A 25455-nucleotide genomic window follows, 5' to 3' on the forward strand; every position below is an offset into this window, starting at 1 on the left:
CGCGCGTGCTGGACCAGCTGAGGAGTTCCGATGACGGTAGAACAGCCCACAGAAGAATCCGCTGAGGCTCCTGACCGCGACTGGTTCCAGAGCGCCGTCGTCTATCAGATCTATCCGCGCAGCTTCGCGGATTCCAACGGGGACGGCATCGGGGATCTGCGCGGCATCATCAGCAAGCTCGACTACCTGCATCGGCTCGGCGTCGACGTCGTCTGGCTGTCCCCGATCTACACCTCCCCGCAGGACGACAACGGCTACGACATCAGCGACTACCGCAACGTGGACCCGCTTTTCGGCACCCTCGAGGAGTTGCGGGAACTGACGGACGGGCTGCACGCCCGGGGCATGAAGCTGGTTATGGACCTGGTGGTCAACCACACCTCGGACGAGCACCCCTGGTTCGTCGAATCGCGGTCCTCGAAGGACAACCCCAAGCGGGACTGGTACTGGTGGCGGCCGCCGCGCGGGGCCGCCTTTGATGGCTCCGGCGATGGCCCCCGCCCTGGCTCCAACAACGTGGCACCGAACAATTGGGGTTCGGTGTTCTCCGGCCCGGCCTGGGAGTTCGACCAGGCCACCGGCGAGTACTACCTCCACATCTTCTCCCGGAAGCAGCCGGACCTGAACTGGGAAAATCCGCAGGTCAGGGCAGCGGTCTACGAGATGATGAACTGGTGGCTGGACCGGGGCGTGGACGGCTTCCGGATGGACGTCATCAACTTCATCTCCAAGGACACCGCCCTGCCCGACGGACCCATCGCCGCCGGGATGCTCTACGGCGACGGCACCCCGTTTTACATCGGCGGCCCGCGGATCCACGAGTTCCTGCAGGAGATGCACCGGAAAGTCTTCGCGGGCCGCCCCGGACAGCTGCTCACGGTCGGCGAAATGCCCGGCGTCACCGTGGACGAGGCCGCCCTGTTCACCGACCCCGCGCGGGCCGAGGTGGACATGGTCTTCCAGTTCGAGCATGTGGCCCTGGACCAGGAGGACGGCAACAAGTGGCGGCCCAAGAAGCTCAAGCTCACGGACCTCAAGAGGACCCTGGGGCACTGGCAGACGGGCCTGGCGGAGCGCGGCTGGAACAGCCTCTACTGGGGCAACCACGACCAGGCCCGGGCGGTGTCCCGCTTCGGCGACGACGGCCGGTACCGTGAGCTCTCCGCGAAGATGCTCGCCGGCGTCCTGCACCTGCACCGCGGCACGCCCTACGTCTACCAGGGCGAAGAACTCGGCATGACCAACATGACCTTCGGTGCGATCAGCGACTACCGCGACATCGAGGTCCTCAACCACCACCGCGAAGCCACCACCCATCTGGGCCACACCGACGCCGAAGTCCTCGCCGCGCTGGCGCCGCTGAACCGCGACAACGCCCGCACCCCGGTCCAGTGGGACGCCTCGCGGCACGCCGGCTTCACTACCGGTTCGCCCTGGATCGCGGTCAACCCGAACGCCAACCACATCAACGCCGCCGCGCAGGTGGACGATTCCGACTCGGTGTACAGCTTCTACCGGAAGGTGATCGCGCTGCGGCACAGCGAGCCGGTGGTGTCGCACGGGGACTTCACGATGCTGCTGCCGCGGGACGAGCACGTGTACGCCTTTGTCCGCTCGCTGCCGGACACCCGGCTGCTCGTGCTGGGCAACTTCACCGGCCAGGACCAGGACGTAACGCTCGACGACGCCGACGTGCCGCTCGCCTGGGGCAGCGCGGAACTGGTGTTGGGCAACTACCCCGCCGACGCCGCGGTGTCCCGGCTGCACCTGCGGCCGTGGGAGTTGAAGGTCTTCCGCGCCGGAGCAGCGCGGTCTGGCGGGTAAACGCGGGCAGGACCGGTAACGCAGGCCGGACCGTTGGCCCGCGGGAGGCAAGCCGGCGGAACAACCACCATCCATTACGAGTGAGGGAGCCAGGCATGACCATTCCACCGCCACACGAACCTGAGCCGTTCCCGCCGGAACCCGGGCCCACCACGCCTGAGCCGCAGCCCGGGGATCCGTTTCCGCCGGAGCCCGGCCCGGTCACTCCCCCGCCGCCGATCCCGGAGCCCGGCCCCGCGCCAACTCCCGGCCCGTTCCCCACACCGGGTCCGCTGCCGATTCCCGACCCCGGCCCGGTCCCGCCAGCCCGGCCGGACCCGACCCGGTTCCAGCGGAGCTGAGCGCGAAAGACGCACAGCGGGAGGGCCGGCTCAGCCGGCGCGCTGGTTCAATCGGCGTGCTGGTTCAACCGGCGATGCCGTGCAGGAAGGTCCGCACTTCCGTGTTGACGGCGTCGGGCGCTTCCATCGGAGCGAGGTGCCCGACGTCGGGAATCACCGCAAGCCTTGACCCCGGGATCTGCCGGTGCAGCTCGTGGGCGACGTTCAGCGGGGACCGCTGGTCGTCCGCTCCGTACAGCAGGAGCGTGGGAATGGTGATGGTGGGCAGCACCGGGCGGTAGTCGGCCCGGCCGCTGGCGGAGAGCAGGGCCCGCATCCCGGCCGGGCGGACGCCGGCCATGATCGTGGCAACTTGGGCCACCACGGCGGGATCGGCCTTGTCCGTGAACAGCGTCGGCAGCCACTCCTCGATGAACTTCTCCGGAGGCTGATCGACCTCGGCCAGCACCTGGGCGTAACGCCGTTCCACCTCCTGGGGCGGCAGGGAGCCGGCCCAGCCCGCATAGGCGGACACCAGTACCAGGGACGCGGGAATCCCGGGGTACCGGCGATACAACTCGAGGGCCACCATGGAGCCCCACGACAGCCCTAAAAGGTGCGGCTTCGCTGGAACGGCTGCGCGCAGAAATCCGGCTGTGAGGTCACCGAGGTCTTCAGCGGACAAATCCTGGGCGGGGTCGTCGGACTGGCCGCACCCGGGAGCGTCCCAGGCGAACACCGTGAAGACATCTGAGAGTCCCCCCAGCTGCGGACGCCAGATCCTGCTGTCCTCCCCGACCCCGTGGAACAGGACCAGCGGCGGACCGTGGCCAACCCGCTCGTAGGCGATCCGCAACCCGGCAACCTCGACGGCTTCCATAAGCCAATGCTAGGCCGGTTAGGGGGTGCCGGGCAGGTTCTGGCCGCCGGAGTCCGCGGGGTGCCCCGAACCGGAGAGCGGCCTTGTCAGCTCGCGCAAACCCGCCCGCGACGCTCTATCCTGCCCGCGCTAAGCAAAAGACCCTTCGACACCCGAATTCTGGTGTCGAAGGGTCTTTTGCGCGTCAGCGCTTACGCGAAGACGATGTCGCGGGTCCGGTGGTCATAGTGGATGACCAGCTGGCCGCCGGAGTGGTGCACCTCGTGGTTGGCGCCGTCGAAGGCACCAAAGGCACCAAAGTTCACATCCCAGGAACGGTTGAGCGCGATCTTGAAGCTGTAGGTACCGGCCGGGAGGTCCGCCGCGATCTTCCAGAGCTGATCGACCAGATCCAGTTCCATCTGGGATTCGTCGTACTGCGGTGCCCAGTTGGCCGGCGCGCCCAGCAGGACGTTGAAGTCCCCCGCCACGGCAACTGCTTCAGGCTGGTCGATGGTCTCGACGCTAACCGCCGGGGCCTCGACTGCAGGAGCCGCAGCACCCGGGGCCGGAGCGGTGCCGTTGTCGGCAGACTTGCGCTTGCGGACCGCCTTGGCGACGGGAGCAACGGCCTCTTCCACCAACTTGGCAGCCTTGCCGGCCACCTTCTCGGCAACCTTGGTGGCCTTCGGAGCGGCCTTCGCGGCCGGTTTCCCGGCGGGCGCCGACGGTAGAGGGGTGTCGGCGGGAACGGGAGTCCCGGCGTCGAGCGCTGCGGCGAAGGCGGCAGGGTCAGCGAACGCCACGGTGGCGCGCTGGCCGTCCTCGGTGATGGTCCAGCCGGCACGGCCCTTGACCAGCCAGCCGGCCTTGACCAGCTTTGCGGTGGCGGTGGTCAGCGTCTTGTGGCCGCGGGGAATCCCGCCGCTCAGCAGCTCACGCTCGAACTCGTTGAGCGGAACGCGGGCGATCGCTTCGCCCAGCACCGCTCCGGCGTTCAGCTTCTCATCCGTCCACACCCCCTCGGTCAGAACTTCCAGCACGGCCTTCAGTCGTCGGTTGGTGTTTTCGGCAGTGTTCGCGCCCATGGGTCTCCTCTAGAAGCAATTGATCCACCTGCATTTTGCCAAGAATGGATGCGTTTCCGCGAGTAAAAACTGTTAACTCTGTGTGTCGTGACCCACTATTACACCCCATTCCGGTCGGCGCGAGGGGCCCAAGTCAGGGGTACCCGCGAGTAGCTTTTTCGGCGGCGGTGCCCCTGTGCCTGGGCACGGGGACGGCCAGCGCTGGCATCCGGCCCCCGGCGGGCGCACACTGGGCCGTATACGTCCTGATCCCGGGAGCCGTCATGCCTCGTTTCACGGCCTGGCTGCAACGCCATCGTCTTTCGGCATTCGTTGTCCTGGCCTTCGCGATTTCCTGGTCCTCCTGGCCGCTCTACGCCGCCGGGCTGATGCCTCGGATGGAATTCCTGCCCATCGGCCCGCTGGTGGCGGCAGTCATCGTCATCGCGCTGGCCGAAGGCGGGCCGGGCTTCAGGGTGTGGGGCCGGCGGCTGATCCGCTGGCGCGTTGGCTGGGTCTGGTATGCCGTGGCGCTGTTCCTCCCGGCCCTGCTGGCCCTGGTTACCGGCTTGACCAACGTGGCGCTCGGCGCCGCGGCACCAGGACTGGCGGAGGTGAGCTGGTCCGGGCTCCTGACGGTCTTAGCGGTGCGGCTGGTCAATCCGCTGGATGGCCCGCTGGGTGAGGAACCCGGCTTTCGCGGTTATGCCCTCCCGCTCCTGCAGGTGGGGCGCGGGCCGCTCCCGGCTGCCGCTGTCCTGGGCGTCATCGTGTCCGTGTGGCATCTGCCGCTGGTCCTGTTCGGGGGCCTGAGCCTGATCGGGCTGCCTTCGACGTTCGTGATCACCTTTCTCTACGTGTGGCTGTTCAACCGCACCGGGGGCAGCGTGCTGCTGACAGTTCTTTTCCACATCAGCCAGGGCACCTTCACCGTGGGGTCCTTCGGATTCTCGGGCGCCGATGCAGGCCGCGCTGAGCTCATCTACCTTCTGGTGCTCATCGTTGCCGCCCTAGCCACAGTTCTTCTGGACCGGAGCGGCTGGCGCACGGCGCCCGCATCCGCCGTCGACGCCGGACCTGGCCAGTCCGCCGCCGCTGTCCCCCGACCCACTGCCTAGGAGGAATCGTGTCGTCACCGCTCACCAACGCCGCCGGACCCATTGCCCTGGTTGCCGGCCTCAGCTTCGCCGCCGTGGACCTGGCCCGCCTGCTCGCCGCCGACAGGAGCCTCGACCGGATTGCGATGATGCGCCAGATGCCGTTTATCGTCACCAACGAGCTCTACTTTGTGGTCTTCGTCGGGCTGGTTCTCGCCCTGGTGGCCGTCTACTTCAGGAGCGCGGACAGCGCCGGCGGCCTGGGCGTCTTCGCCTTCTGTGCCGCGCTGGTGGGCACCATGGATATGGCGGGGAACATGTGGTTCGACGGCTTCGCCGGGCCCTGGATCGCCGAAACGGCGCCGCAGGCCATTCTTGCGGGCGGGTCAGGGATACTGGCGGTCGGCGGGCTGTCCAGCTATGTCTTGTTTGCCCTGGGCTGGCTCATCTTTGGCACCGCAGGCTGGCGGGCGGGCATGTTCCCGGCCTGGGCCGCCGCGGCATTCGTGGTGGCCGGGTTCCTCGGCTTCAACGCTGGCCTCCCGCCGTACGGGATTCCGATCGGACTGGCCATGGCGGCCCTGGGCTGGTGGATTACCCGCACCTCGCGCGCCGCCGCAGCGGGGCCGCCGGCGCAGCGCCCCTGACACTCCCGACGTCGGGCACCGCTACTCCCCGGCACTCCATTCGACGCCGGTCTCTGCCATATAGGCGGCCACGGCCGCGTCGATAGTGCGGTAGAAGTGGCGCGGATCGATTTGGCGGGTCAGTTCGTAGCGTTCGATCTTGGTCCGGACCCCGTGCTTGAGCTCCGCGAACACCAGCGACGTGCCCTGCGCGTTCAGCTCGGCGTCCAGCTCAAGCAGCACGTCCGAGGCAGTGGTGTCCACGTCCGTGATGGGCTCGGCCGCGATGACGATCCACCGCGGCTTGGGTTCGGTCCGGGCCAGCCGCCGGATGTTTTCGCGGAACGGCCTGACGTTGGCGAAGAACAGGGGCGCGTCGAACCGGTAGATCACCAGGCCGGGCAGGTGCTTCGCGTCCGGGTGGAAGTGCACGTCATGGAACCCTTCGACGCCGGGCACCCGGCCGATCACCGTCTCGTAGGGCCACCACGCCCGGCGGAAGATGTTGAGGATGGACAGCCCCACCGCAATCCCGATGCCGGGCAGGACCCCCAGCAATGTCACGCCAAGGAAGGCCGCGATCGAGAGGTTGAACTCGGTCTTGCGCTGGTGCCAGAGGCGCACCGTGCCCGGGATGTCGGCGAGGGATATTGATGCGGTGATCACGATGGCCGCCAGGGCCGGCTGCGGCAGGTTCCGGAACAGGCCCGGCAGCAGCACCAGCATCAGGATGATCAGCACGGCACCCGTCACACCCGTGAGTTGCGTCTTCGAGCCGGAACGTTCCGCCACGGCGGTCCGGGAGCCGCTGGTGCTCACCGGGAACCCCTGGAACAGGCCCACAGCGAGGTTCGCCGCACCGATGCCGATCATTTCCTGGTTGCCACGGATCTCGTCGCCGGAGCGCGCGGCGAACGCCGACGCCGTCGAGATCGTGTCCGTCAGGGAGACCAGCGCGATGCCGAGGGCGCCGGCGAACATCAGGGCAATGTCCGAGAACTCCAGGTAGGGGATGGTGAACGGCGGGAAGCCCTGCGGGAGTTCCCCGACGAGGGACACCCCGCGATCGGCGAGGCCAAAGAGTGTCGCGGCTCCGATAGCGAGCACCACCATGACCAGCACCGACGGGACCTTAGGCAGCCACCGCTGCAGCGCCAGGATCAGCACAATCCCGACGATCCCGACGGCGGCCGCGGCCACCACCGCCTCGCCGTTGGCCAGCCCCCGGACGAACCCCACGAGGTCCCCGATGAAGTCATCCGCGCTCACGGAGAACCCGAAGAGCTTCGGGAGCTGGCCGACCAGGATGGTGACCGCGAGACCATTCATGTACCCGATCATCGTGGGCTTGGAGATGAGGTCCGCGATGAAGCCGAGTTTCGCAACGGACGCGAGGATCATGATGACGCCGACCATAAGCGCGAGCATCGACGCGAGGACCACTGCCTTCTGCGGGTCGCCGTCGGACGCTACGAGCGGCAGGACCGTCGCCGCGATCATCGGGCCAAGCGAGGAGTCCGGCCCCAGCACCAGGATGCGGGACGGGCCGAAGACCGCATAGGCAAACAGGCAGAGGACGGTGGTGTAGAGCCCGGTGATCGTAGGCAGCCCAGCCAGCTCCGCGTAGGCCATGCCCTGGGGAACCAGCAGCGTCGCCAGGACGATTCCGGCGACGATGTCCTTGCCGAACCAGCTCCGCTGATACGACGCGGCGACGTCGACGCCCGGCATCACCTGGCGCAGCCAGCCCGTCCGCGGCTGTCGGGTCTCGGTCATACCTGCACTCTGCCGGGCGGGGGCACCCGGTGCATCCTCCGTCGAGGGTGACCCGGACACAGCAACGCGGGGTCACTTCCGGCCCATGGGATGCCCCGGGATGGGCCGGAAGTGACCCCGCGTTGCTTGGTCTTGGTACCCGGACGCCGGCCGCGGGGAGCAGACAGGGGCCGCGCAGGCGAGACTGAGCAGGCACCGGGGGGCGGTTGTGCCCCCGGACCGATAGGCCTAGAGTGGCCAACTGCGTGCCGCCCCCTGCACGGACATGCGCCGGAGGCCGCTCCCACCATTTTGATCGAGGAGATATCTATGGAAACCCGTACACTCGGTTCGCTCACCGTCTCCGCCCTGGGTTTGGGCTGCATGGGCATGAGCGAGTTCTACGGCCACGGTGAGGACAACGAATCCGTCGCCACCATCCAGGCCTTTCTCGACGCCGGCGGAAGCCTGCTCGACACGGCTGACATGTACGGCCCGTTCACCAATGAGGAGCTTGTGGGCCGGGCCATCGCAGGCCGGCGCGACGACGTCGTACTGGCCACCAAATTCGGCAACGAACGGCGGCCCGACGGATCCTGGGTGGGCATCAACGGCTCCCCCGACTACGTACGCGCCGCCTGTGACGCAAGCCTGCAGCGGCTGGGCGTGGACCACATCGACCTGTACTACCAGCACCGGGTGGACAAGACCGTCCCGATCGAGGAAACCGTCGGGGCCATGGCTGAGCTGGTACAGGCTGGCAAGGTCCGGCACCTTGGCCTGTCCGAGGCCAGCGCCGACACCGTTCGCCGGGCCCACGCGGTGCACCCCATCACCGCCCTGCAGACCGAATACTCGTTGTGGGAGCGCGAGCCGGAAACGAAAGTCTTCCCGGTCCTCGCCGAGCTCGGCATCGGTTTTGTCCCCTACAGCCCGCTGGGCCGCGGCTTCCTGACCGGCCAGTTCCGCAGCCCCGAGGACTTTGCGGCAGACGATTTCCGCCGGCACTCCCCGCGTTTCCAGGGCGAGAACTTTGTCCGCAACCTGCAGCTCGTGGACCGGGTCAAGGAGTTGGCCGACGCGAAGGGCTGCACCCCGGGGCAACTGGCGCTGGCATGGCTGCTGGCCCAGGGCGAGCACATCGTTCCGATCCCTGGCACCAAGAGGGTGGACCGCCTGCGGGAAAACCTGGGCGCTGCCGACGTCGAACTCTCCGCCGAGGACCTGACCCGTCTGGACGAACTCGCTCCGGCCGGCGCGGCCGCCGGGGCGCGGTACCCGCACATGGATTCGATCGACGTCTAAGCCGGCCCCAGCGGAACGGCAACGCGGGGTCACTTACGGCCCATCCCACGCCCCGGGATGGGCGGTAAGTGACCCCGCGTTGCTTTGGGGGTTAGTGCCCGGATGCGGCCAGTTCGGCCAGCAGTTCCGTCTTGCGTTCCTCGCTCGCGAAGGACGAGCGGATCGAGTTGGCCGCCATCCGCACGCAGTCGAACTCGGACAGGCCGATCACGGACTTCAGCTGCGCGAAGTTGTCGTCAACGTACCCGCCGAAATACGCCGGATCGTCCGAGTTCACGCTCACGTTCAGCCCGGCCGCGAGCATCGCCGGCAGCGGGTGCTCCTTCAAGGTGTCCACTGCCCGGAGCCGGACGTTGGACAGCGGGCACACCGTCAGCGGCATGAGCTCCTGCACCAGCCGTTCCACCAGCTCCGGATCCTCCATGCAGCGGATGCCGTGGTCGATCCGCTCCACCTCCAGGAGGTCCAGCGCGTCGGTGATGTACGACGGCGGGCCCTCCTCACCGGCGTGCGCGATCCGGTGCAGCCCGGCGTCCTTGGCCCGGGCGAACAACCGCTGGAACTTCGCCGGCGGATTACCCACCTCGGCCGAGTCGAGGCCGATGCCCGCGATCGGCGCGTCCATGGCCAGCAGCTGTTCCAGCACCTCCAGCGCGGAGTCCTCGGACAGGTCCCGCAGGAATGCTGCGATCAGCAGGGTCGAGATGCCGAACTCCTCCCGGGAGTTCGCCAGCACCGACGCCACGCCGTTCACGCAGGTCTCGAGGGCCACCCCGCGGGACACATGTGCCTGCGGATCCAGCATGATCTCGGCATGCCGCACCCCGGCGAGCGCAGCCCGGGACAGGTACGCCCGGGTCATGTCCGCGAAGTCCTGCTCGGTCTGCAGCACGGCCATGTTGGCGTAGTACAGGTCCAGGAACGATTGCAGGTCCGTGAACTCATAGCGGGAGCGCAGCTCGTCCAGGTCCGCATACGGCAGCTGGATCCCGTTGCGTTCCGCGAGCGCGAAGATCAGCTCGGGCTCGAGGGTGCCCTCGATGTGCAGGTGCAGTTCCGCGACCGGCAACGGGCCGTGCACTTCCTCGGGGACCTCGGCGAATTCGGGAACCTCGGGGGTGGCGGTTGCTGGGCTGTCCGGTGCAGTGCCCTCGGTGGGAGCGGCGCCGTCGTTAGTTTCCATTCGGTAAGGATATGCCCGCCGGCGTCCGACCCGGATAGAGTCAATTGGATGCACAGTGATCAGCATGCTTCCAATTCCACCGGCCCGGCCGTCCCGGGGCTGGGCGCCAGCCATCCTTCGGACGGCTTCGTCCGGGTGCGCGGCGCCCGGGAGAACAACCTGCGGAACGTGGACGTGGACGTGCCCCGCGACGCGATCGTCGCCTTCACCGGCGTCTCAGGCTCCGGCAAGTCCTCGCTGGCCTTCGGCACCATCTACGCCGAAGCACAGCGCCGCTACTTCGAGTCTGTGGCGCCTTACGCCCGGCGGCTGATCCAGCAGGGCCACAACCCCAAGGTGGAAATGATCACCGGGCTGCCGCCCGCCGTCGCGCTTCAACAGCGCCGCGGGACGCCCAGTTCCCGCTCGACGGTGGGCACGGTCACCACGCTCTCCAATTCGCTGCGCATGCTCTTCTCCCGCGCCGGCAGCTACCCCGACGGCGCCAGCCCGCTCGATTCGGACGCGTTCTCCCCCAACACCGCCGCCGGCGCGTGCCCGGAGTGCCACGGCCTGGGCATCGCGCACACCGTCACCGAAGCCTCGCTGGTCCCGGACACTTCGCTGAGCATCCGCGACGGCGCGATCGCCGCGTGGCCCGGTGCCTGGCAGGGCAAGAACCTGCGCGACATCCTCACCCATCTCGGCCACGACGTCGACACCCCCTGGCGGAAGCTGCCCAAAAAGGACCGCGACTGGATCCTCTTCACCGAGGAACAGCCCGTGGTGGAAGTGACGCCCCAGCGCGACCGGGTGGCCAAGCCATACAAGGGCCGGTTCTGGAGCGCCAAGAGCTACGTCCTGCATACCCTCGCCGATTCCAAGAGCACCACCATGCGCGACCGGGTGTTGCGCTTCATGGAAACCGGCCCGTGCCCGGTCTGTGGCGGCGCCGGCCTGACCCCCGCCGCGCTGGCTGTGACGTTCGCGGGCCGCACCATCGCGGAGCTCAACGCCGTCCCTATGAGCGACCTTGCCGAAATCATCCGCCCCACCGCCGAACTTACGGAGGCAGGGACCGCCTCCCGCAAGCAAACCTCCGGCGAGGGCAACGAGGTGGCCGTCGCCATCACCCGGGACCTGTTCCAGCGGGTCACCGTGCTGCTGGACCTCGGCCTGGGCTACCTCGCGCTGGGCCGGTCCACGCCCACCCTCTCCCCCGGAGAGATGCAGCGGCTGCGGATCGCCACCCAGCTGCGGTCCGGCCTTTTCGGTGTGATCTACGTGCTGGACGAGCCCTCCGCCGGTCTGCACCCGGCCGACGCCGAGCCCCTCCTCGCGGTGCTGGATCAGCTCAAGTCTTCGGGGAACTCGGTGTTCGTGGTGGAGCACAACATGGACATCGTCCGCCGCGCCGACTGGCTCGTCGACGTCGGCCCGCGCGCCGGTGAGGGCGGCGGCGAGGTGCTCTACAGCGGCCCCGTCGCCGGGCTCGCCGAGGTGGACGCGTCCGTGACCCGGCCGTTCCTGTTCCCGAACGGGTCAGGTGCCGCGGCCCCGGCCGCAGCAGCCGCCTCCCGGACCGCGGACGGTTCCGGTACCGCGGACGGTTCCGGAACGGACGACGGCGGCAACGGTCACCGGCGCGACTCGGCCGGTTCTTCTGCGGCCGGTAACCGGCGGGAGGCTGCCGGCTGGCTGGAACTGCGCGACATCAGCCGCCACAACCTGCGCGAACTCGACGCCGATTTCCCGCTGGGCGTGCTGACCGCGGTCACCGGCGTCTCCGGCTCCGGCAAGTCGACCTTGGTCAGCCAGGTGCTCGCCGAGGTGGTGGGCGCCCGGCTGCATCCCGACGTCGACGCCGCGGCAAACGTCACCGACGCGGAGACCGCCGACGCCGAGCCCGCCGGCCTGCCCAGCGCCCCGGTCAGCGTGGGCCCGGTCTCCGGTCTGGACCAGCTGGACCGCCTGGTGAAAGTGGACCAGAAGCCGATCGGCCGCACCCCGCGCTCCAACCTCGCCACGTACACCGGCCTTTTCGACGCAGTCCGCAAGGAATTCGCGGCCACGGACGAGGCCCGGGCCCGCGGGTTCGGCGCCGGCCGTTTCTCCTTCAACGTCGCGGGCGGCCGCTGCGAGATCTGCCAGGGCGAGGGCTTCGTCGCCGTCGAGCTCTTGTTCCTGCCCGGCAGCTACGGCCCCTGCCCGGAATGCCACGGCTCGCGCTACAACCCCGAAACGCTCGAGGTCACCTATCGCGGCAAGAACGTCGCGGAGGTCCTCGGCATGACGGTCAACGCCGCCGCCGAGTTCCTGGACGCGGTCCCTTCCGCCGCGCGCAGCCTGCAGACCCTCCGTGAGGTGGGCCTGGGCTACCTCCGGCTCGGCCAGCCGGCAACGGAACTCTCCGGCGGCGAAGCCCAGCGCATCAAGCTCGCCACCGAACTGCAGCGCGCCCAGCGCGGGCACTCGCTGTACCTGCTGGATGAGCCCACCACGGGTCTGCACCCGGCCGACGTCGAACTCCTCATGGCGCAGCTGCACCGGCTGGTGGACGCGGGCAACACCGTGATCGTGGTGGAGCACGAGATGGACGTGGTGGCCGCGGCGGACTGGGTGATCGATCTCGGCCCTGCCGGGGGCGACGCCGGCGGCAAGATCATCGCGGTGGGGACGCCGGCCGCCGTCGCGCGTTCCAAGAAGAGCCGGACGGCGCCATACCTCGCCGCGGTCCTCGGCTGAGGCGGATCCGGGTGCCCCGGCAGAAAGACGACTGATTTTACCGGGAACGCCGCGGAAAATAACGTCTTGATAACGGCGGGGCCTTGTCTTAACCTTGGGACCATGCCCGGACACCGGGCATTGAGTGCCCGGTGCTGCCACCACCAGATACTGCCCGACCGGTAGACACCGTAATGACCTCTATTGTCAGGGGCGGGCAGTAGTGCGACAACGTCCGGGGACGGACCGAGCACCGGTGGCCCTCAGGAGCATCTGTCCCATGAAAAAATCAACCTACAGCACTGCCGCACGCCGCGGCGTCACTCTTGCGGTCGTCTCGATCGCGGGCGTCGCGTTGTCCGCCTCGGCTGCCAACGCAGCCGTTCCGGCTACAGCCCCCGCTTCCACGTGGGATTCGCTGGCCCAATGCGAAAGTGGCGGCAACTGGGGCATCAACACAGGAAACGGTTTTAGCGGCGGGCTGCAGTTCACCCCCAGCACCTGGGCCGCGTACGGCGGAACGGGGTCTGCTGCCAACGCCAGCCGTGAACAGCAGATCGCTGTTGCCGAAAGGGTGCAGGCAGGCCAGGGCTGGGGAGCGTGGCCGGCCTGCGCCGCGAAGCTGGGCCTGAGCGGCGGCACGATAGCTCCGCAGAGCTCGTCGAAGTCAGTGGCGCCGGCCAAGGTGCCCGCCAAGGCACCCGCACGGACCGTCGCCCCCAAGGCGGCTCCCAAGACCGTGGCACCCAAGGCAGTCCCGAAGGTTGCCGCTACTAAGGCGGCGCCTCAGGTCGCGGCCACTAAGGCCGCAGCACCGCGCCACGCGGCGGCCGTCGCCCTGAGCGGCAAGACCTACACCATCCAGAGCGGCGACACCTTGAGCAAGGTCGCCGAGCAGCTCAACATCGCCGGCGGCTGGCAGTTGCTGGCCGACGCCAACGCCAACACGATCGGCAATCCTGATCTGGTGTTCCCGGGCCAGGTGCTGCAGCTGCCGGCCTGATCGGCCCGGCTGAGCTGATCGGCTGGCTCGCTTGGTCGGCTCGCAGCAGGCGGTTAAACCACGACGCCGGAGCGTTCCCTCAGGGGGACCCTCCGGCGTCGTGCTGTGTTGTGTTGTTGTGCAGTATTGCGTTAAGCCCTGACCTAGGCGGCGATCGGAATCTCCCGCACGATCCGCACTTTCCAGGCAGTGTCGTCGCTGGTGTCCAGCAGGGCCACGGTGCCCATGGCCAGGTGCAGGGCGACGCGCTTGGCGGCGAGGAGTTCGAGGTAGAGGTTCTCGTTCATTCGCGCCGGAGCGTCGATGACGTACTTCACGGCGTCGCGGACCTTCCGGTAGTTGTCGCTCTTCTCGCGGTGGAGGTGCAGTTCCAGCATCTGCCGCTGCTTGATCTTCGGTTCGTGGCGGTTCAGCCACGACACCGCAGCGTGGACCGCCACGACGACGGTCAACGAGACCACATAAACCTCCCAGCCGCTGGAGAGCAGGAAAAGGGGAAGGTTGGCGATCGCCACCACCGCGATGAACAAGCGGAGTGCCAGGAGGCGCCGCATGGTCAGCGCGACAGACGCCATCGCCGTCCGGAAGCCGTTCTGCTCAGAACGGGCCGCGGCCGGATCAATGGTGAACTCTTCCAGGACGAGGATCCCGTGTGCTTCCGGGCCCAACATTCGTCCGTACTTGGGCAGGCTTGCGGGCGCGGGCGGCGCCTCAGATGCAGTTACTGAAATATTCGACATGGGCGTGTCTTCCGTGCGCGCGGTGGTGTTTATGCTAGTTTACGCGCCGATCGCGGGGGCTGTCTGTCCCATTCCAAAATGTGAACACGCTCACCCGCGGCCTCCCGCAATTGGTGCATTGGCTCCGTGGCCTCAAACTGGAGAGATGCAGACTTTTCTCCCCTTCCCTGATTTCCAGCAGAGCGCCGCGGCCTTGGACCGAGCGCGGCTCGGCAAGCAGCGCGTTGAAGCGCTGCAGACCCTGCGTGCGCTGGTGATCCCCGAGTACGGGTGGCAGTCACACCCGGCCATCCGGATGTGGATGGGGTATGTTCCCGCGCTGACAATGTACGGCCTCGCTATGGTCGACGAGTGGACGGCCCGCGGCGGCGAGGACACCACCCGCGAGAAGATCATGGAATTCGCGCCCCAGGCCGCACACCCCGACTATGCAGCGAAGATCCCGATGCCGCCCTGGCTCGGCGCCCCCGAGTTGCACCTCAGCCACCGCTCCCGGCTGATCGCCAAGGACCCGCGGTTCTACACGGAACTTTTCCCTGATACCGATCCTGACCTGGAGTACGTCTGGCCCGAGCCCAGGCATGAGCTGGTCCCCGAGGACCCTGCCGGTGACCGCATGTGGGTCCTCCGCCTCCCGCTCGGCGACACCAAGCCGGACAAGCTGGACACCGTCAGCCTGCCGCCCGTAGGCAAGGCCAAAGCCGCCCCCGCGGGCGAAGACGATTACCAGTTCGTGTACGCCGACTCCGGTTCCCGCCGGCCCAAGGTGCGCAAGCTCCCGCCCAAGCAGCTCGTCAAGAAGCCCACGCGCAAGCGCCAGCACCAGGAAGATGCCTTCACCACGCTTCCGGGCAACTCGACGATTGCCGTTCCGTTCGACGGCGGCGCGTCTTTCGCCGTCGGCAAGGTCCTGGGCCGTCCGATCACCGTGGAAGGCCGCTTCGCACGCAACTTCAAGGTGGACGAGATCCTGAGCCGCTCGGACTTTGACTACCCTGCGCTACTGCAGGATCCGCGCGTCTTCTTCCCGATCCCGGCGCAGTAGGGACGCGTTCGACGGCAGGCGGGCCAAGTAGCCCGACGTCGGCCGCCGCCGTTGGTGTTCGGCGGCGAAAGGCTGTCGGGACAAAAGGCGGCCTATCTGCAGACGTAAGTCTTTTCCCACTCGGCCCCTGTCCAGCTGCCCACCCGGGCTTTGATGACAAGCGTGTATGTTCCGCCCGTTGCCGACGTCCTGCTGATGGCAAAACCGCCGGGGACCACAGACTTGCTCGTGGTGCTGCCATCGGGCGCCGTCAGGGTTGCGATATACGAAGTTGCCTTGCTGACCGCCGCGAAGCTGGTGATGTTGACGGTGATGCCACGAGGGCTGTTGTTACATGTACGGTTGCCGTTCGCCGTCGTAGGCGCCGGGATGGAATACGTCCCGACGGCCAGCGTGCCGCCGGTTTTTGCTGTGAAGGTTGCGTAGGCAAGCCCGGGAGCGCCCAGTACTATCGCCACGGCCACCGGCACGGCCAGCAGACGGCGCAGTCGCACCAGCCACGCGGACGAGAACCGCGGGGCTGCTGAAGCTGAAGTGGGCTGGACGACGTTCACTGCGGACTTTCTCTCTGGCGGCTGACTTCCTAGCTATAACTCTGACAGCCCAGCCTCAAGTCGAAGCGGGGCTCAAGTTCAACATTTGCTCAAGAACAAACCGTGTTAGCCTGAAACCGCTGTGACACGTGGGGTTTGTGTGACTTGAGTTCTCTTCAGAAGCTGGGTTCATGTTTGATTCACCGGGACAACTGCGAGCTGTAGTCGTCGACGACGACAGTGACGTCCGCCTGCTTATTCGCCGGACGCTGGAAATGCAGGGCTTCGCCGTCACCGAGGCCACCACCGGGACCGAGGCACTCCTGGTCATCAATGAACAGCGGCCGGACGTCGTAACCCTGGACCTGAACCTTCCCGATTTGGACGGCGTGGAAGTGTGCCGCCGGCTCCGGAAGTTCTCCGACGCCTACGTCTTTATGATCACGGCCCGGGTGGACGAGATCGACGAGCTGATCGGCCTGGAAACCGGCGCCGACGACTTCATTGGAAAGCCGTTCAGCCCCCGCACCGTCCAGGCCCGGGTGGCTGCCGTGCTCCGCCGTCACCGTCCCACGCCGCAACGCCCGACTCCCCAGCGCCGTGCCAGTGACTTCCTGCCTCCCGGGGCCACCGACCACCGCTCCACCACCCGCTCCGGCTCAGGCGCGGAGGACCGCAGAGTCCCGCAACGCAGGGCCTCCGACGTCGGACCAGTTCCGGCGGAATCCTCGCCAGCCGATTCGGTAGGCGCAGCCGGAGCCGATCGACGTGCCCCTGAGACTTCCCGCGCTGCGGATCCGTCCCGCAGTCCAGAGTCCGCCGACGTCCTCCGACACGGGCCCCTCGTCGTCGAACCCGAGGGCCGGACTGCCTCCCTGGACGGCGTCGAACTGGTTTTGACCCGCACGGAATTTGACCTGCTGGAATCGTTGACCGGCGCACCGCGCCGGGTGTGGACCCGCAAAGCCCTCCTGACCAAGGTCTGGGGCAATGAATGGGCCATGGACGAACACCTCGTTGAAGTCCATATCGGCAACCTGCGCAGGAAGCTTGGCGACAAGGGCCGGGAACCGCGGTTCATCCGCACCGTCCGCGGCGTCGGGTATCGAATGGCTCCAGCGGAAGAGGTGGGGTAGCTGTCCCCGGCATCGCCAGCCCGCTCCGCGGCCCCTGGCTCCTCAGCCACTGACGTGAGCCGGGATTCCCAGCTCCTGGAATACGGACTGCCACACCTCGAACCCCTCACAGTCCAGACCGGACCGGGGACACCCGATACGCTGGGCCAGCTCCAGAAACTGCTGGTTCTTGCCACCAGTTCAACCGGCATCCCGTTTGGCGCGGTCAACATCATTACCGCTGACAGGCAGCACCACGTTGCGGCATTGGGGATCGACCCGGGCGTCTGTTCCCTCGAGGATTCGATGTGCGCCAGCGTCTTCCTCCGCGGCGAGACCACTGTTGTTCCCGACGCGTCCCGGGACCCGCTGTTCCGGGACCACCCCTTTGTCACAGGAGACGTCGCGTCTATCCGGTTCTACGCTTCGGTCCCGCTCACCACGGCTGCGGGATTCGTCCTGGGTTCGCTGTGCGTCTTTTCGCCCGAGCCCGCCCGACTCTCCCCAGACCAGAAAACGGCGCTGGAAATCATCGCCTCGCAGGTGGTTGAGGTGTTCGAACTCCAGCACCACGCCCGCATGCTCGCCAGAAGCCTGGATGAGGCACGGAACAGCAACGCGCTACTCGAATCGTTCGCCGGACGCATCAGTCATGATCTGCGAACTCCGCTGACCAGCGTCATCGGCTTCAGCGAGCTCGGTGAGATGAGAAACCCGGCGGAGGCCGAAGACTTCCGGATTATTGGCAGGACTTCGCGCCGGATGCTGGCCATGGTGGACGACATTTTGTCCTTCTCCCGGATCGGCGGCGTGCTCCGGCCCTGCCAGGTGTCTCTCTCCGCTTTGGTCCAGGAAGTTGAAGAGGACCTGACTTTCGGCTTCAAGGAGTCCGGGGCGGAAATCAGGGTTTCCGACGCCGCCCTGCACGCGGACGCCGAACAATTGCGCATTCTCCTGCAGAACCTCATCCAGAATGCCGTGGCCTACCGTCGGCTGGACGTCCCTCCGAGAATTCAGGTCACGGCCGAGGCTGTTCCTGATGGCGTGGCCGTCCACGTGCGGGACAACGGCAAGGGCATACCCGCTGGGGAACGGATCAACGTCACTGATCCCCTTGTCCGGTTGCACCGCGCTGACGACCCTCCCGGCTTCGGGCTGGGGCTGGCAACCTGCGTGCGGATTGCCCAGGCCCATGGAGGACGGCTGGAGATCGGCTCGGCCCCCGGCGGCGGAACCACCGTCTCGGTAATTCTCCCTGCGTTGGCGCTTCCCGGCTCTGCGCCGACTACAGCTACGGCCGACGCCGGCTAAGACTCCGGGTGTGTCCTCGCTGGTGCGGGGCCGGAGGATCCAAGGAGCGCATCCAGGTGGCGGGCGAAGTCGGCCGCATTGGAATCGAGTCCCCCGGCAGCAGCCAGGGCCGCTTCGAGGTTACCGGCGCGAATGCACTGTTCGACCGCGCGGCTTTGGGTTTCGAGTTGAACCGCACCGGCCATCGCCGCAGATGTCGCGACACTGCGGATCGCGGCCAGGGCGCCATCGCTCTTGCCCTCAATCAGGTTTTGGTGAATGCGCGTGAGCTTGTCCGGCAGGTGTGAGACGAACCGGCAGACGAAACCCACGGCATATGACCTCGAATCCAGCTCGACGGCAAGGCGGTCGAGCTGGCTGGTGTCCAGGACCATTCCGTTGCGGTAGCTCATGCCCGGCCCACGCCCGCGGCCTCCTGATTTTCCGGCAGGGCCTGCTGAGCAGGCTTCCGCCAGATCGATGTCAGCAGCACTACGACAAGCAAGGCGGGCGCCCCATAGAGGAGTACAGACTGCACCAGCGGCTGGCGGAGCGCCCGGATGCCGTCGCCGAGGTAAGGGACGACGCCTGCTGTGGTGTACACATAGTCCTCGGACAGCACAGCCGTCCACGGGTCGGCCCCGGGGTTCGCGTCACCCTTCGTGGTGACGGACGTCGTGCCGGCACGGTTGATGCTTGTCACCCGGTGGGTCTCAATCCGGCGATCGTCAACCGGAATGCTGTAGGTGATGATGTCGCCGACCTTCAGCTCGGAAACCGGAGTCCGCACGCTGACCACAACATCGCCCGGGTTGATCCCGGGCGACATGCTCCCGGTGAGCATGGTGGACGTCTGGTAGTTCAGGAACCGCGGCCCGACGGCGAGAAAAAGAAACAGCAGGGCGGCGATGACCAAGACGATCGTGAAAACCGCCCGTCCCGCCGCGACAACGGCCTTCGACGCCGGGCGCTGTTCGGTTGCCGATGATGTCGTGGCACGCCGCCGCCCGTGAGGAGCGCGAGGGCTGCTGGCTGCCGCCGATTCGTGAGCCTTAAGGTGATTCATGGTGCTCACGGGCGTTCCTCCTGCCGGGGTGGATACTGCGGAAATGGAAGGAATCCGGTCCGGCTGCTCTCAGGCCGGACCGGATTCCAGTCGGAGCAGCCTACTTGCTGGTCGCTCCGCGGAATGTTGCGTCGAAGCTGAACTTGATGGAGCTGTTCTTGCCCTGGAAAGTGTTGTCCGCTGCCGTCGGAACGGACATCGTGACGCGCAGGAAGTCGGTGCTGCCTGCCGTCAGGGACTTCAGGGTATTCGGCAGCGCGTAGACGCCGACCACCCGGCGTGAGGACAGAACGGTGGTCGGAGCACCTGATGAACACGTGTAGGTGAACGCCGGAGCCGTGCCGGCTTCAGTCCAGGCAACAGGGCAGCTATCAACTTGCAGCTGGAGCCCGTTGGTCGCGTCCGTGTCCAGAACTGACGACGTTGTGGCGGAAGTCGTGAGAGTAAGGCCGGTCAGGTTCTGGTCGCCATTGTTGAACAAGGTGACCGCGCGCTGCATAGTATCGCCCGGAATGGCGCCCGTGGCCGCCACGTTGAGTCGGTCGCTGGCACCACCGACCAAGTTCACCGTCGCAGAGTTGACCGCGGTAGAGGCCGAGGTGCTGGCGGTGAAGCCACCGTAGGTGCCCATTCCGGCCACGCCGGCAGCAGCGGCGAGGAGTGCGGCGGAGGCGAGGACTTTGCTGGACGTGGACTTGAGGTTGAGACCCATCGGATATCCGTTTCGTGGAGCCGGGCCGTGAGCACCGGACTAAGTGATTGTTGTAGCCGGCCCCCAAAGGCTGACAAGAACAACGATCCCCGGTTCCTTTCAAGGCAAGGCCTCTGTGGAAGACAAGATCACTTCAAGATTTCCTCAAGCCGACTCATTGTGGCCTTCGGCGTGATGGTTGTAAACGACCGACGTTGGCCCATCAACGCGAAGCCAATTTAGCCTTGCCAACCTACCTACTTAGTGACACTATCTATCCGTGGACGACATCGACTTTGAGCATGAGCTGACCCGCGCTGCGCTTCCGCAGGCGGTGCTCGCTGTGCTCAGCCATGGCGAAAGCCATGGGTACGCCATCGCCGAGGTCCTCCGGCAGCACGGTTTCACCCGCATCAAGGGCGGGACTCTGTACCCCCTCCTGAAGAGACTTGAAGATCAGGGCTTCGTTGAGCACACGTGGGTGCACGAGCAGGCAGGTCCGGGCCGCAAGCAGTTCACACTCACCGGGCAAGGCCGCAACGAGCTGGAGCGCTCGGCAGCAGCCTGGCACCGAATGAGCCGGGCCCTCAACCACATCCGCACCATCCGACAGGAACAATCATGAGCTACGAGCGACGCCTGGCCTTCAATCTCAGAATCCGCGGGTTGGCCGAACCCGAGATCGCCGAAGTTATTGGTGAGGTGCGGGCGCATCAGGTCGCCGCAGGAACTCCAGCGGAGGCTGAATTCGGCACAGCCGCGGAGTATGCGAAGCAGTTCCCCAAGATGAAGAGACGGTCGCGGGGACAAACCATCGTGACGATCGGGACGGTATTGGCGATCGCCTACGTACTTTTCGCAGTCCTCCTCACGGTCCTCTTCAGAGTCGACATTCGCGAGTACGTCGGTCCGATCACCCTCCAGCCGGGGCTCGCGCTGATCGTGGCTGGTTTCCTGGCCGGGTTCCTGACCGACTACTTCCAGCCCGTGCAGAACTCACGCGCCTCACGCTGAGGTTCCCTCAGTGGGCAGCTGGCAACGCCAGCCGGGGCTGCTGATTGCGTGCCAGTCTTCCGATCACGGACCCGGAGGGGCTCCCGGAGCGTGGCAGCGCCGCGATTGCTGGCAGACTGGACCTATGACTGTACTCATGGCCGGTTGCGGCGATCTGGGCACCGAGGCCGGGCTGCGGTTCGCCGCGGACGGACACCGTGTGGTGGGCTGGCGGCGTTCGCCGGAGAAACTTCCGGCCGCTATCGAAGGCGCAGCGGCTGACCTGGGTTCCGGGGAACTGCCGGCCATCCCGGCGGACACCGCCGTCGTCGTCGTCGCGATCGCGGCGGACTCGCCGACGGAAGCTGCATACCGGACGGCGTATGTGGACGGGCTGTCGAATGTGCTGGACGCCGTCCTGGGCTCGAGTGCGCCGGTGCGGCGGGTGCTCTTTGTCTCCTCCACCGCGGTGTACGGCGACGCCGGCGGTGGATGGATCGATGAAAGCACGACGCCGGAGCCCGGCGGGTTCTCCGGCCGCATCATCCGCGAGGCCGAGGAACTGCTCTTCAGCCGGCTGGGCGGCACCGGGATCACGCCGGTGGTCCTGCGGCTCGGGGGCATCTATGGCCCGGGCCGGACCCGGCTCATTGACCAGGTGCGCGGCGGAACAGCGGTGGTTCCCGCGGAGCCGCGCTTCACGAACCGCATCCACCGCGACGACGCCGCAGCGGCGATCGTCCACTTGTGCGCCATGGACCCCAGCCCTGCACCGGTGTATCTGGGCGTGGACAACGAACCTGCCGAGCTTGGCGAGGTGCTGCGCTTCCTGGCCGCCGAGCTGGGACTCCCCCAGCCGCCGTCGGATGCGTCTGACGGCGGCGGCGAGCCGTCCCGCGGCGGCAACAAACGGTGCAGCAACGCACTGCTGCGGAGCACCGGATTCGAGTTCGTATACCCGAGTTTTCGGGAAGGTTACCGGGACATCCTGGCCGGCGTAGGCGTACGGTACCCCTAAGGCTTCCCCGTTCGAGCCACCAGCAAGCTTTCCAGTGAGGGACTATGGAACTTCCGGAGATCATCGAAGCCGCCGGCCGGTACATGGACGTGGCCGGCGTGGCCATCATGGTGATCGGCGCCGTCGTGTCCATCCCGCTGGCGCTGCGGGGATTCCAGCCGCGGGGCCAGACGCCGGGCGCCGAACCGTTCTCCGTCTACCGCTCCTACCGGCAACTCCTGGGCCGCTCCATCCTGCTCGGGCTGGAATTGCTCGTGGCGGCCGACATCATCCGCACGGTCGCCGTCGCACCCACCTATGAAAGTGTGGGCGTGCTCGCCATCATTGTGCTGATCCGGACGTTCCTGAGCTTCTCCCTCGAGCTGGAAATCACCGGCCGCTGGCCGTGGCAGAAGGAACCCGACGGGTCCCCGGCTGCTGCGCGGGTGGGCTGAACGCCGCCTGACCTCCTAGTGGACCGTGCTATGGATCCCGACCCCTGGCCCAGGGCCCCGCAACTTCCGGCCCCGATCATCATGGATCAGCGCTGGACGGACGCGGTCTTCCTCCACTGGCGCATTCCTGAGTCTGTTGCCGGCTCGTTTATGCCTCCCGGCGTGGTTCCGGACAACTTCGACGGATCCGCGTGGGTGGGGCTGATCGGCTTCCGCATGCAGGGCGCCGGACTGGGCCGCGGGCCCGGAATTCCGTATTTCGGGAGTTTCACGGAGATCAACGTGCGCCTCTACTCCCGGGAGCCCGACGGAACCCGGGGCGTGGTTTTCCTCAGCCTCGATGCGTCGCGGCTCGCTGTAGTGCTGGCTGCGCGGGCGGCCGGGATTCCTTATGTGTGGTCGCGGGCGGGGTTCCGCGGGGCGGGGGTTTTAGACCCTGTGGCGGCTGTGGATGGCGGGGGTCCGGCGGCAGGCCCCCAAGCTGGGTACCGGGTGCGGCGCTTGCGTGGCGGGGCCCAGAGCAACTTTGCGGTGGCGCCGGAGTTCGACGTCGGAGCAACCGACCCGCTGTCCCTCCACCTCACTGCCCGGTTCGGCCTGCACACCCGGTTCCGCGGGAGGACCCTGTACGTTCCCAACACGCACACGGCGTGGCCGCTGTACCGGGCGCACCTGATTTCTTGTGAGGACCAGCTGGTTGCAGCGTCCGGCATCGACGTCGAGGGACCGCCCGAATCTGTCCTCTTCTCCCCCGGCGTCCGCACCCAGTTCGGCCGCCCGCGAGTCCTCAGCGGGCGGGCCGGACCCAGGTTAGCGGCGCCATCTGGCAGGCCGGACCCGGGTTAGCGGCATCATCTGGCGGGCCGGGTCCCGGGTTAACGGCATCATCTGGCTGAAATTTGTGCACTGCTTCTGGCCGCCCTATTTCTGTCGGTGGTCTCTGGTGCACTGGGTTTATGGAAGCCGCCAAGGATTTCATCACCGTTGAGGATCCGGTCTGGGGCAGCGCTCCGGACGGGCACTTCGGTGCGGACGGTCCGGTGCCGCTGGTAGAACTCCGGTCCTTCCAGTGCGGGTTGCCGCGGTCGCGAAAATTGTCGGTGCTCGCTGATGGAATGGTTCCATGAAAGCCGCCAAGGATTTCATCACCGTCGAGGATCCTGCCCGGGGAACGACTCCGGCCGGGCACTCCGGTGAGGGCCGCGTTGAGGACGTGGGCGGCCAGCCCGGCGCGGACAGCGCAGACAGCGTGGACGTGATGTTCGGGGTAGACGGCGCATTGGCGGCTCTGCGGGGCGTGGGTGCGACCGCGATCGGGGACTCTGCGTTGTGGGGGTTCCGGGAGGCGTCGGACTTCGCGGGGCAGGTCGAGGAGCTCTCGCGGACCGTCGAGTATCTCCAGCTCGTCGGGGCCGCCGCCGTGGACCGGACCAGGAAACAGTCTGCAGCCGCCGCCGCGAAGACCACGACGGCGTGGACCACCGGTTGGCGCGATGACGGCACCTACGGAACCCCTGCCACGCCGGATAGCTCAGATTGCGGCTCCGATGCGGTGGCCGATGCCCCTGCCATGGGGGCGCCCCGCGGCACCGCGGGTATCGCGGTCACCGACGTTTCTTCGGGTTCGGCGGCCGCGAGGGATGGCACGGCGGGTTGCACGGGGGCGGCGGTGCCGTCAGGTTTGGTGGGCGCGGTGAAGGACTCGGTTGCTGTGGATGACGGTTACCGGAACACGGCGGAGTTTCTGCGGGCGCGGCTGAGGATCAGCGCCGCGGAGTCCCGCCGCCGGCTCTGTCTCGGCGAGGCCCTCCTGCCGCGGCAGGGATTCGCCGGGGAACTCTTGCCACCCGTCCACGCGGAACTCGGGTCCGCTGTCGCCTCCGGTGAGGTCGCGTCCCGGGCCGCGACCATCATCAGCCTGGCCCTAGGCCGGGTCCGGCACGTCTGTGACGCCGAGGCCGCCGCCCGGATGGAGCACGCCCTGACCCGCACCGCGGCCGAGAACGACCCGGACTTCCTCTCCCGCATGGCCCGGTCCTGGGTTGACGCGCTGGACCAGGACGGCACTGAGCCCTCGGAGGAACTCCTGCGCCAGCTGCAGGGTGCATTCATCCGCAAACCCCGCCACGGACTCCAGCACCTGGAGATCTTCGCGACCGCCGAACAGTTCGAACACCTCCTCACCGTCATGAACACCGCCACCAACCCCCGGCCCGCCGGCCCGGATCTCATCGGCGGCCCCGAGACCGCCGCGGGTAACGCGGCAGCCGACGCCCAGTGCACTGGCGTCACGGGCGCCGGGACCTTCGCTGCAAGCTCCGCCGCCACCGGCAGCTCTTCGACGTCGGCCGACGCCACGAATATCGGCGGTAATCCCGGCCTTGACGTCCCCCTCGACCTCCGATCCCGCCCGCAGAAACTCCTCGACGGCCTGGTCGGCGCCTGTAAAGTCGCCCTCGCCGCCGGCACCCTCCCGACCGCGGGAGGACTCCGCCCTCAGGTCATGGTCACCATCGACTACCGCGCGCTCTTCGACCGGCTCGGAAACATTGACGGTGTGGGCGGTCAGCCCGGCGGGAACGGACAGAGCACGGACACTTACACCGGCACCGGCAGTTCCTTCCGCCCGGGCACAACTAAGGCGCACACCGGAACCCTGCTCTTCACCGGGCCCGTCACCGCCTCCACCGCCCGGAAAATCGCCTGCGACGCGGACATCATCCCCGTCCTCCTCGGCGGCGAAGGACGGATCCTGGACATCGGCCGCGCCTCCCGGGTCTTCCCGCCC

At 67.3% G+C, this 25455-nt stretch carries 24 protein-coding genes; 15 read left to right on the forward strand and 9 right to left on the reverse strand.

Annotation, left to right across the window (positions count from 1 at the left end; translation table 11 throughout):
- The first annotated feature begins 30 nt into the window (after window positions 1-30).
- Window positions 31-1824 carry a glycoside hydrolase family 13 protein gene (locus AC1DC5_RS18145; RefSeq protein WP_476866083.1) on the forward strand — a complete coding sequence of 598 codons (1794 nt, stop codon included), beginning with the start codon at window positions 31-33 and terminating at the stop codon, window positions 1822-1824.
- A 405-nt stretch (window positions 1825-2229) separates the two neighbouring features.
- Here AC1DC5_RS18145 and AC1DC5_RS18150 read toward each other — a convergent pair whose 3' ends face one another.
- Window positions 2230-3024, reverse strand: coding sequence for an alpha/beta fold hydrolase (locus tag AC1DC5_RS18150; RefSeq protein WP_476866084.1), 795 nt, complete (start codon window positions 3022-3024; stop codon window positions 2230-2232).
- 191 nt (window positions 3025-3215) lie between these two features.
- Window positions 3216-4091, reverse strand: a complete 876-nt coding sequence (locus AC1DC5_RS18155) for a pullulanase X25 domain-containing protein (protein WP_476866085.1) — start codon at window positions 4089-4091, stop codon at window positions 3216-3218.
- A gap of 263 nt (window positions 4092-4354) precedes the next feature.
- Here AC1DC5_RS18155 and AC1DC5_RS18160 point away from each other — a divergent pair, with 263 nt between their 5' ends.
- Together AC1DC5_RS18160 and AC1DC5_RS18165 are read left to right on the forward strand one after the other, a co-directional pair.
- On the forward strand, window positions 4355-5188 hold the full coding sequence (locus tag AC1DC5_RS18160; protein ID WP_476866086.1) for a CPBP family intramembrane glutamic endopeptidase: 834 nt from the start codon (window positions 4355-4357) through the stop codon (window positions 5186-5188).
- An 8-nt stretch (window positions 5189-5196) separates the two neighbouring features.
- The gene (locus tag AC1DC5_RS18165; RefSeq protein WP_476866087.1) at window positions 5197-5814 is read left to right on the forward strand and encodes a hypothetical protein; all 618 of its coding nucleotides are present in this window, start codon (window positions 5197-5199) and stop codon (window positions 5812-5814) included.
- 21 nt (window positions 5815-5835) lie between these two features.
- Here AC1DC5_RS18165 and AC1DC5_RS18170 read toward each other — a convergent pair whose 3' ends face one another.
- Window positions 5836-7569 carry a SulP family inorganic anion transporter gene (locus AC1DC5_RS18170; protein WP_476866088.1) on the reverse strand — a complete coding sequence of 578 codons (1734 nt, stop codon included), beginning with the start codon at window positions 7567-7569 and terminating at the stop codon, window positions 5836-5838.
- Between the two features lie 309 nt (window positions 7570-7878).
- Here AC1DC5_RS18170 and AC1DC5_RS18175 point away from each other — a divergent pair, with 309 nt between their 5' ends.
- Window positions 7879-8853 carry an aldo/keto reductase gene (locus AC1DC5_RS18175; RefSeq protein ID WP_476866089.1) on the forward strand — a complete coding sequence of 325 codons (975 nt, stop codon included), beginning with the start codon at window positions 7879-7881 and terminating at the stop codon, window positions 8851-8853.
- Between the two features lie 91 nt (window positions 8854-8944).
- Here the strand turns inward: AC1DC5_RS18175 and AC1DC5_RS18180 are convergent, their stop codons facing one another.
- Window positions 8945-10036, reverse strand: a complete 1092-nt coding sequence (locus AC1DC5_RS18180; protein WP_476866090.1) for an adenosine deaminase — start codon at window positions 10034-10036, stop codon at window positions 8945-8947.
- A gap of 48 nt (window positions 10037-10084) precedes the next feature.
- On the opposite strand from AC1DC5_RS18180, the gene AC1DC5_RS18185 reads away from it, so the two are divergent.
- Together AC1DC5_RS18185 and AC1DC5_RS18190 are read left to right on the forward strand one after the other, a co-directional pair.
- On the forward strand, window positions 10085-12760 hold the full coding sequence (locus tag AC1DC5_RS18185) for an excinuclease ABC subunit UvrA (RefSeq protein WP_476866091.1): 2676 nt from the start codon (window positions 10085-10087) through the stop codon (window positions 12758-12760).
- A gap of 259 nt (window positions 12761-13019) precedes the next feature.
- Complete coding sequence (locus tag AC1DC5_RS18190; protein WP_441407228.1) at window positions 13020-13742, forward strand: transglycosylase family protein; 723 nt, start codon at window positions 13020-13022, stop codon at window positions 13740-13742.
- Window positions 13743-13885: 143 nt separating this feature from the next.
- Here the strand turns inward: AC1DC5_RS18190 and AC1DC5_RS18195 are convergent, their stop codons facing one another.
- Window positions 13886-14413: a hypothetical protein gene (locus AC1DC5_RS18195; protein ID WP_441407229.1), complete on the reverse strand. Its 528-nt coding sequence runs from the start codon at window positions 14411-14413 to the stop codon at window positions 13886-13888.
- Between the two features lie 214 nt (window positions 14414-14627).
- Between AC1DC5_RS18195 and AC1DC5_RS18200 the strand changes: the two genes are divergently transcribed.
- The gene (locus AC1DC5_RS18200; RefSeq protein ID WP_441407230.1) at window positions 14628-15527 is read left to right on the forward strand and encodes an MSMEG_6728 family protein; all 900 of its coding nucleotides are present in this window, start codon (window positions 14628-14630) and stop codon (window positions 15525-15527) included.
- A gap of 92 nt (window positions 15528-15619) precedes the next feature.
- Here AC1DC5_RS18200 and AC1DC5_RS18205 read toward each other — a convergent pair whose 3' ends face one another.
- Window positions 15620-16081, reverse strand: a complete 462-nt coding sequence (locus AC1DC5_RS18205) for a hypothetical protein (RefSeq protein ID WP_441407231.1) — start codon at window positions 16079-16081, stop codon at window positions 15620-15622.
- 170 nt (window positions 16082-16251) lie between these two features.
- Here AC1DC5_RS18205 and AC1DC5_RS18210 point away from each other — a divergent pair, with 170 nt between their 5' ends.
- The gene (locus AC1DC5_RS18210) at window positions 16252-17196 is read left to right on the forward strand and encodes a response regulator transcription factor (RefSeq protein WP_441407232.1); all 945 of its coding nucleotides are present in this window, start codon (window positions 16252-16254) and stop codon (window positions 17194-17196) included.
- Window positions 17197-17250: 54 nt separating this feature from the next.
- A complete protein-coding gene (locus AC1DC5_RS18215) occupies window positions 17251-18486 on the forward strand; it encodes a GAF domain-containing sensor histidine kinase (protein ID WP_476866092.1) in 1236 nt (411 codons plus the stop codon).
- On the opposite strand, the gene AC1DC5_RS18220 is transcribed toward AC1DC5_RS18215, so the two are convergent.
- From AC1DC5_RS18220 to AC1DC5_RS18230, 3 genes are all read right to left on the reverse strand, one after another.
- The gene (locus AC1DC5_RS18220; RefSeq protein ID WP_441407234.1) at window positions 18483-18878 is read right to left on the reverse strand and encodes a hypothetical protein; all 396 of its coding nucleotides are present in this window, start codon (window positions 18876-18878) and stop codon (window positions 18483-18485) included. The two genes, AC1DC5_RS18215 and AC1DC5_RS18220, sit on opposite strands and share 4 nt — an antisense overlap.
- Window positions 18875-19531: a signal peptidase I gene (locus tag AC1DC5_RS18225; RefSeq protein ID WP_441407242.1), complete on the reverse strand. Its 657-nt coding sequence runs from the start codon at window positions 19529-19531 to the stop codon at window positions 18875-18877. The genes AC1DC5_RS18220 and AC1DC5_RS18225 overlap by 4 nt, the downstream gene beginning before the upstream one ends.
- A gap of 100 nt (window positions 19532-19631) precedes the next feature.
- Entirely contained in the window at window positions 19632-20243 is a 612-nt protein-coding gene (locus AC1DC5_RS18230) for a TasA family protein (RefSeq protein ID WP_441407235.1), read from the reverse strand.
- A gap of 259 nt (window positions 20244-20502) precedes the next feature.
- Here AC1DC5_RS18230 and AC1DC5_RS18235 point away from each other — a divergent pair, with 259 nt between their 5' ends.
- The 6 genes from AC1DC5_RS18235 to AC1DC5_RS18260 all read left to right on the forward strand — a co-directional run.
- Entirely contained in the window at window positions 20503-20847 is a 345-nt protein-coding gene (locus tag AC1DC5_RS18235; RefSeq protein ID WP_441407236.1) for a PadR family transcriptional regulator, read from the forward strand.
- Window positions 20844-21236: a DUF1129 domain-containing protein gene (locus AC1DC5_RS18240; protein WP_441407237.1), complete on the forward strand. Its 393-nt coding sequence runs from the start codon at window positions 20844-20846 to the stop codon at window positions 21234-21236. Before AC1DC5_RS18235 ends, AC1DC5_RS18240 begins: the two co-directional genes overlap by 4 nt.
- 124 nt (window positions 21237-21360) lie before the next feature.
- On the forward strand, window positions 21361-22233 hold the full coding sequence (locus AC1DC5_RS18245) for an SDR family oxidoreductase (protein WP_476866093.1): 873 nt from the start codon (window positions 21361-21363) through the stop codon (window positions 22231-22233).
- A gap of 44 nt (window positions 22234-22277) precedes the next feature.
- The gene (locus AC1DC5_RS18250) at window positions 22278-22667 is read left to right on the forward strand and encodes a DUF1622 domain-containing protein (protein ID WP_441407239.1); all 390 of its coding nucleotides are present in this window, start codon (window positions 22278-22280) and stop codon (window positions 22665-22667) included.
- A 30-nt stretch (window positions 22668-22697) separates the two neighbouring features.
- Window positions 22698-23513 (forward strand): YqjF family protein, encoded by an 816-nt coding sequence (locus AC1DC5_RS18255; RefSeq protein ID WP_441407240.1) that lies wholly within the window; start codon window positions 22698-22700, stop codon window positions 23511-23513.
- Between the two features lie 277 nt (window positions 23514-23790).
- Window positions 23791-25455, forward strand: a 1665-nt coding sequence (locus AC1DC5_RS18260) for a DUF222 domain-containing protein (protein ID WP_476866094.1), incomplete at its 3' end; no start/stop codon positions are given.

This window comes from Arthrobacter sp. 10L424 (assembly GCF_056395325.1).

Excerpts from the sequence above, each read along its gene's own strand:
- AC1DC5_RS18145 (WP_476866083.1), top strand. The coding sequence starts at position 31 with ATGACGGTAGAACAGCCCACAGAAGAATCCGCTGAGGCTCCTGACCGC.
- AC1DC5_RS18150 (WP_476866084.1), bottom strand. The coding sequence starts at position 3,024 with ATGGAAGCCGTCGAGGTTGCCGGGTTGCGGATCGCCTACGAGCGGGTT.
- AC1DC5_RS18155 (WP_476866085.1), bottom strand. The coding sequence starts at position 4,091 with ATGGGCGCGAACACTGCCGAAAACACCAACCGACGACTGAAGGCCGTG.
- AC1DC5_RS18160 (WP_476866086.1), top strand. The coding sequence starts at position 4,355 with ATGCCTCGTTTCACGGCCTGGCTGCAACGCCATCGTCTTTCGGCATTC.
- AC1DC5_RS18170 (WP_476866088.1), bottom strand. The coding sequence starts at position 7,569 with ATGACCGAGACCCGACAGCCGCGGACGGGCTGGCTGCGCCAGGTGATG.
- AC1DC5_RS18175 (WP_476866089.1), top strand. The coding sequence starts at position 7,879 with ATGGAAACCCGTACACTCGGTTCGCTCACCGTCTCCGCCCTGGGTTTG.
- AC1DC5_RS18180 (WP_476866090.1), bottom strand. The coding sequence starts at position 10,036 with ATGGAAACTAACGACGGCGCCGCTCCCACCGAGGGCACTGCACCGGAC.
- AC1DC5_RS18185 (WP_476866091.1), top strand. The coding sequence starts at position 10,085 with ATGCACAGTGATCAGCATGCTTCCAATTCCACCGGCCCGGCCGTCCCG.
- AC1DC5_RS18190 (WP_441407228.1), top strand. The coding sequence starts at position 13,020 with ATGAAAAAATCAACCTACAGCACTGCCGCACGCCGCGGCGTCACTCTT.
- AC1DC5_RS18195 (WP_441407229.1), bottom strand. The coding sequence starts at position 14,413 with ATGTTGGGCCCGGAAGCACACGGGATCCTCGTCCTGGAAGAGTTCACC.
- AC1DC5_RS18200 (WP_441407230.1), top strand. The coding sequence starts at position 14,628 with ATGCAGACTTTTCTCCCCTTCCCTGATTTCCAGCAGAGCGCCGCGGCC.
- AC1DC5_RS18210 (WP_441407232.1), top strand. The coding sequence starts at position 16,252 with ATGTTTGATTCACCGGGACAACTGCGAGCTGTAGTCGTCGACGACGAC.
- AC1DC5_RS18220 (WP_441407234.1), bottom strand. The coding sequence starts at position 18,878 with ATGAGCTACCGCAACGGAATGGTCCTGGACACCAGCCAGCTCGACCGC.
- AC1DC5_RS18225 (WP_441407242.1), bottom strand. The coding sequence starts at position 19,531 with ATGAATCACCTTAAGGCTCACGAATCGGCGGCAGCCAGCAGCCCTCGC.
- AC1DC5_RS18230 (WP_441407235.1), bottom strand. The coding sequence starts at position 20,243 with ATGGGTCTCAACCTCAAGTCCACGTCCAGCAAAGTCCTCGCCTCCGCC.
- AC1DC5_RS18240 (WP_441407237.1), top strand. The coding sequence starts at position 20,844 with ATGAGCTACGAGCGACGCCTGGCCTTCAATCTCAGAATCCGCGGGTTG.
- AC1DC5_RS18245 (WP_476866093.1), top strand. The coding sequence starts at position 21,361 with ATGACTGTACTCATGGCCGGTTGCGGCGATCTGGGCACCGAGGCCGGG.
- AC1DC5_RS18250 (WP_441407239.1), top strand. The coding sequence starts at position 22,278 with ATGGAACTTCCGGAGATCATCGAAGCCGCCGGCCGGTACATGGACGTG.
- AC1DC5_RS18255 (WP_441407240.1), top strand. The coding sequence starts at position 22,698 with ATGGATCCCGACCCCTGGCCCAGGGCCCCGCAACTTCCGGCCCCGATC.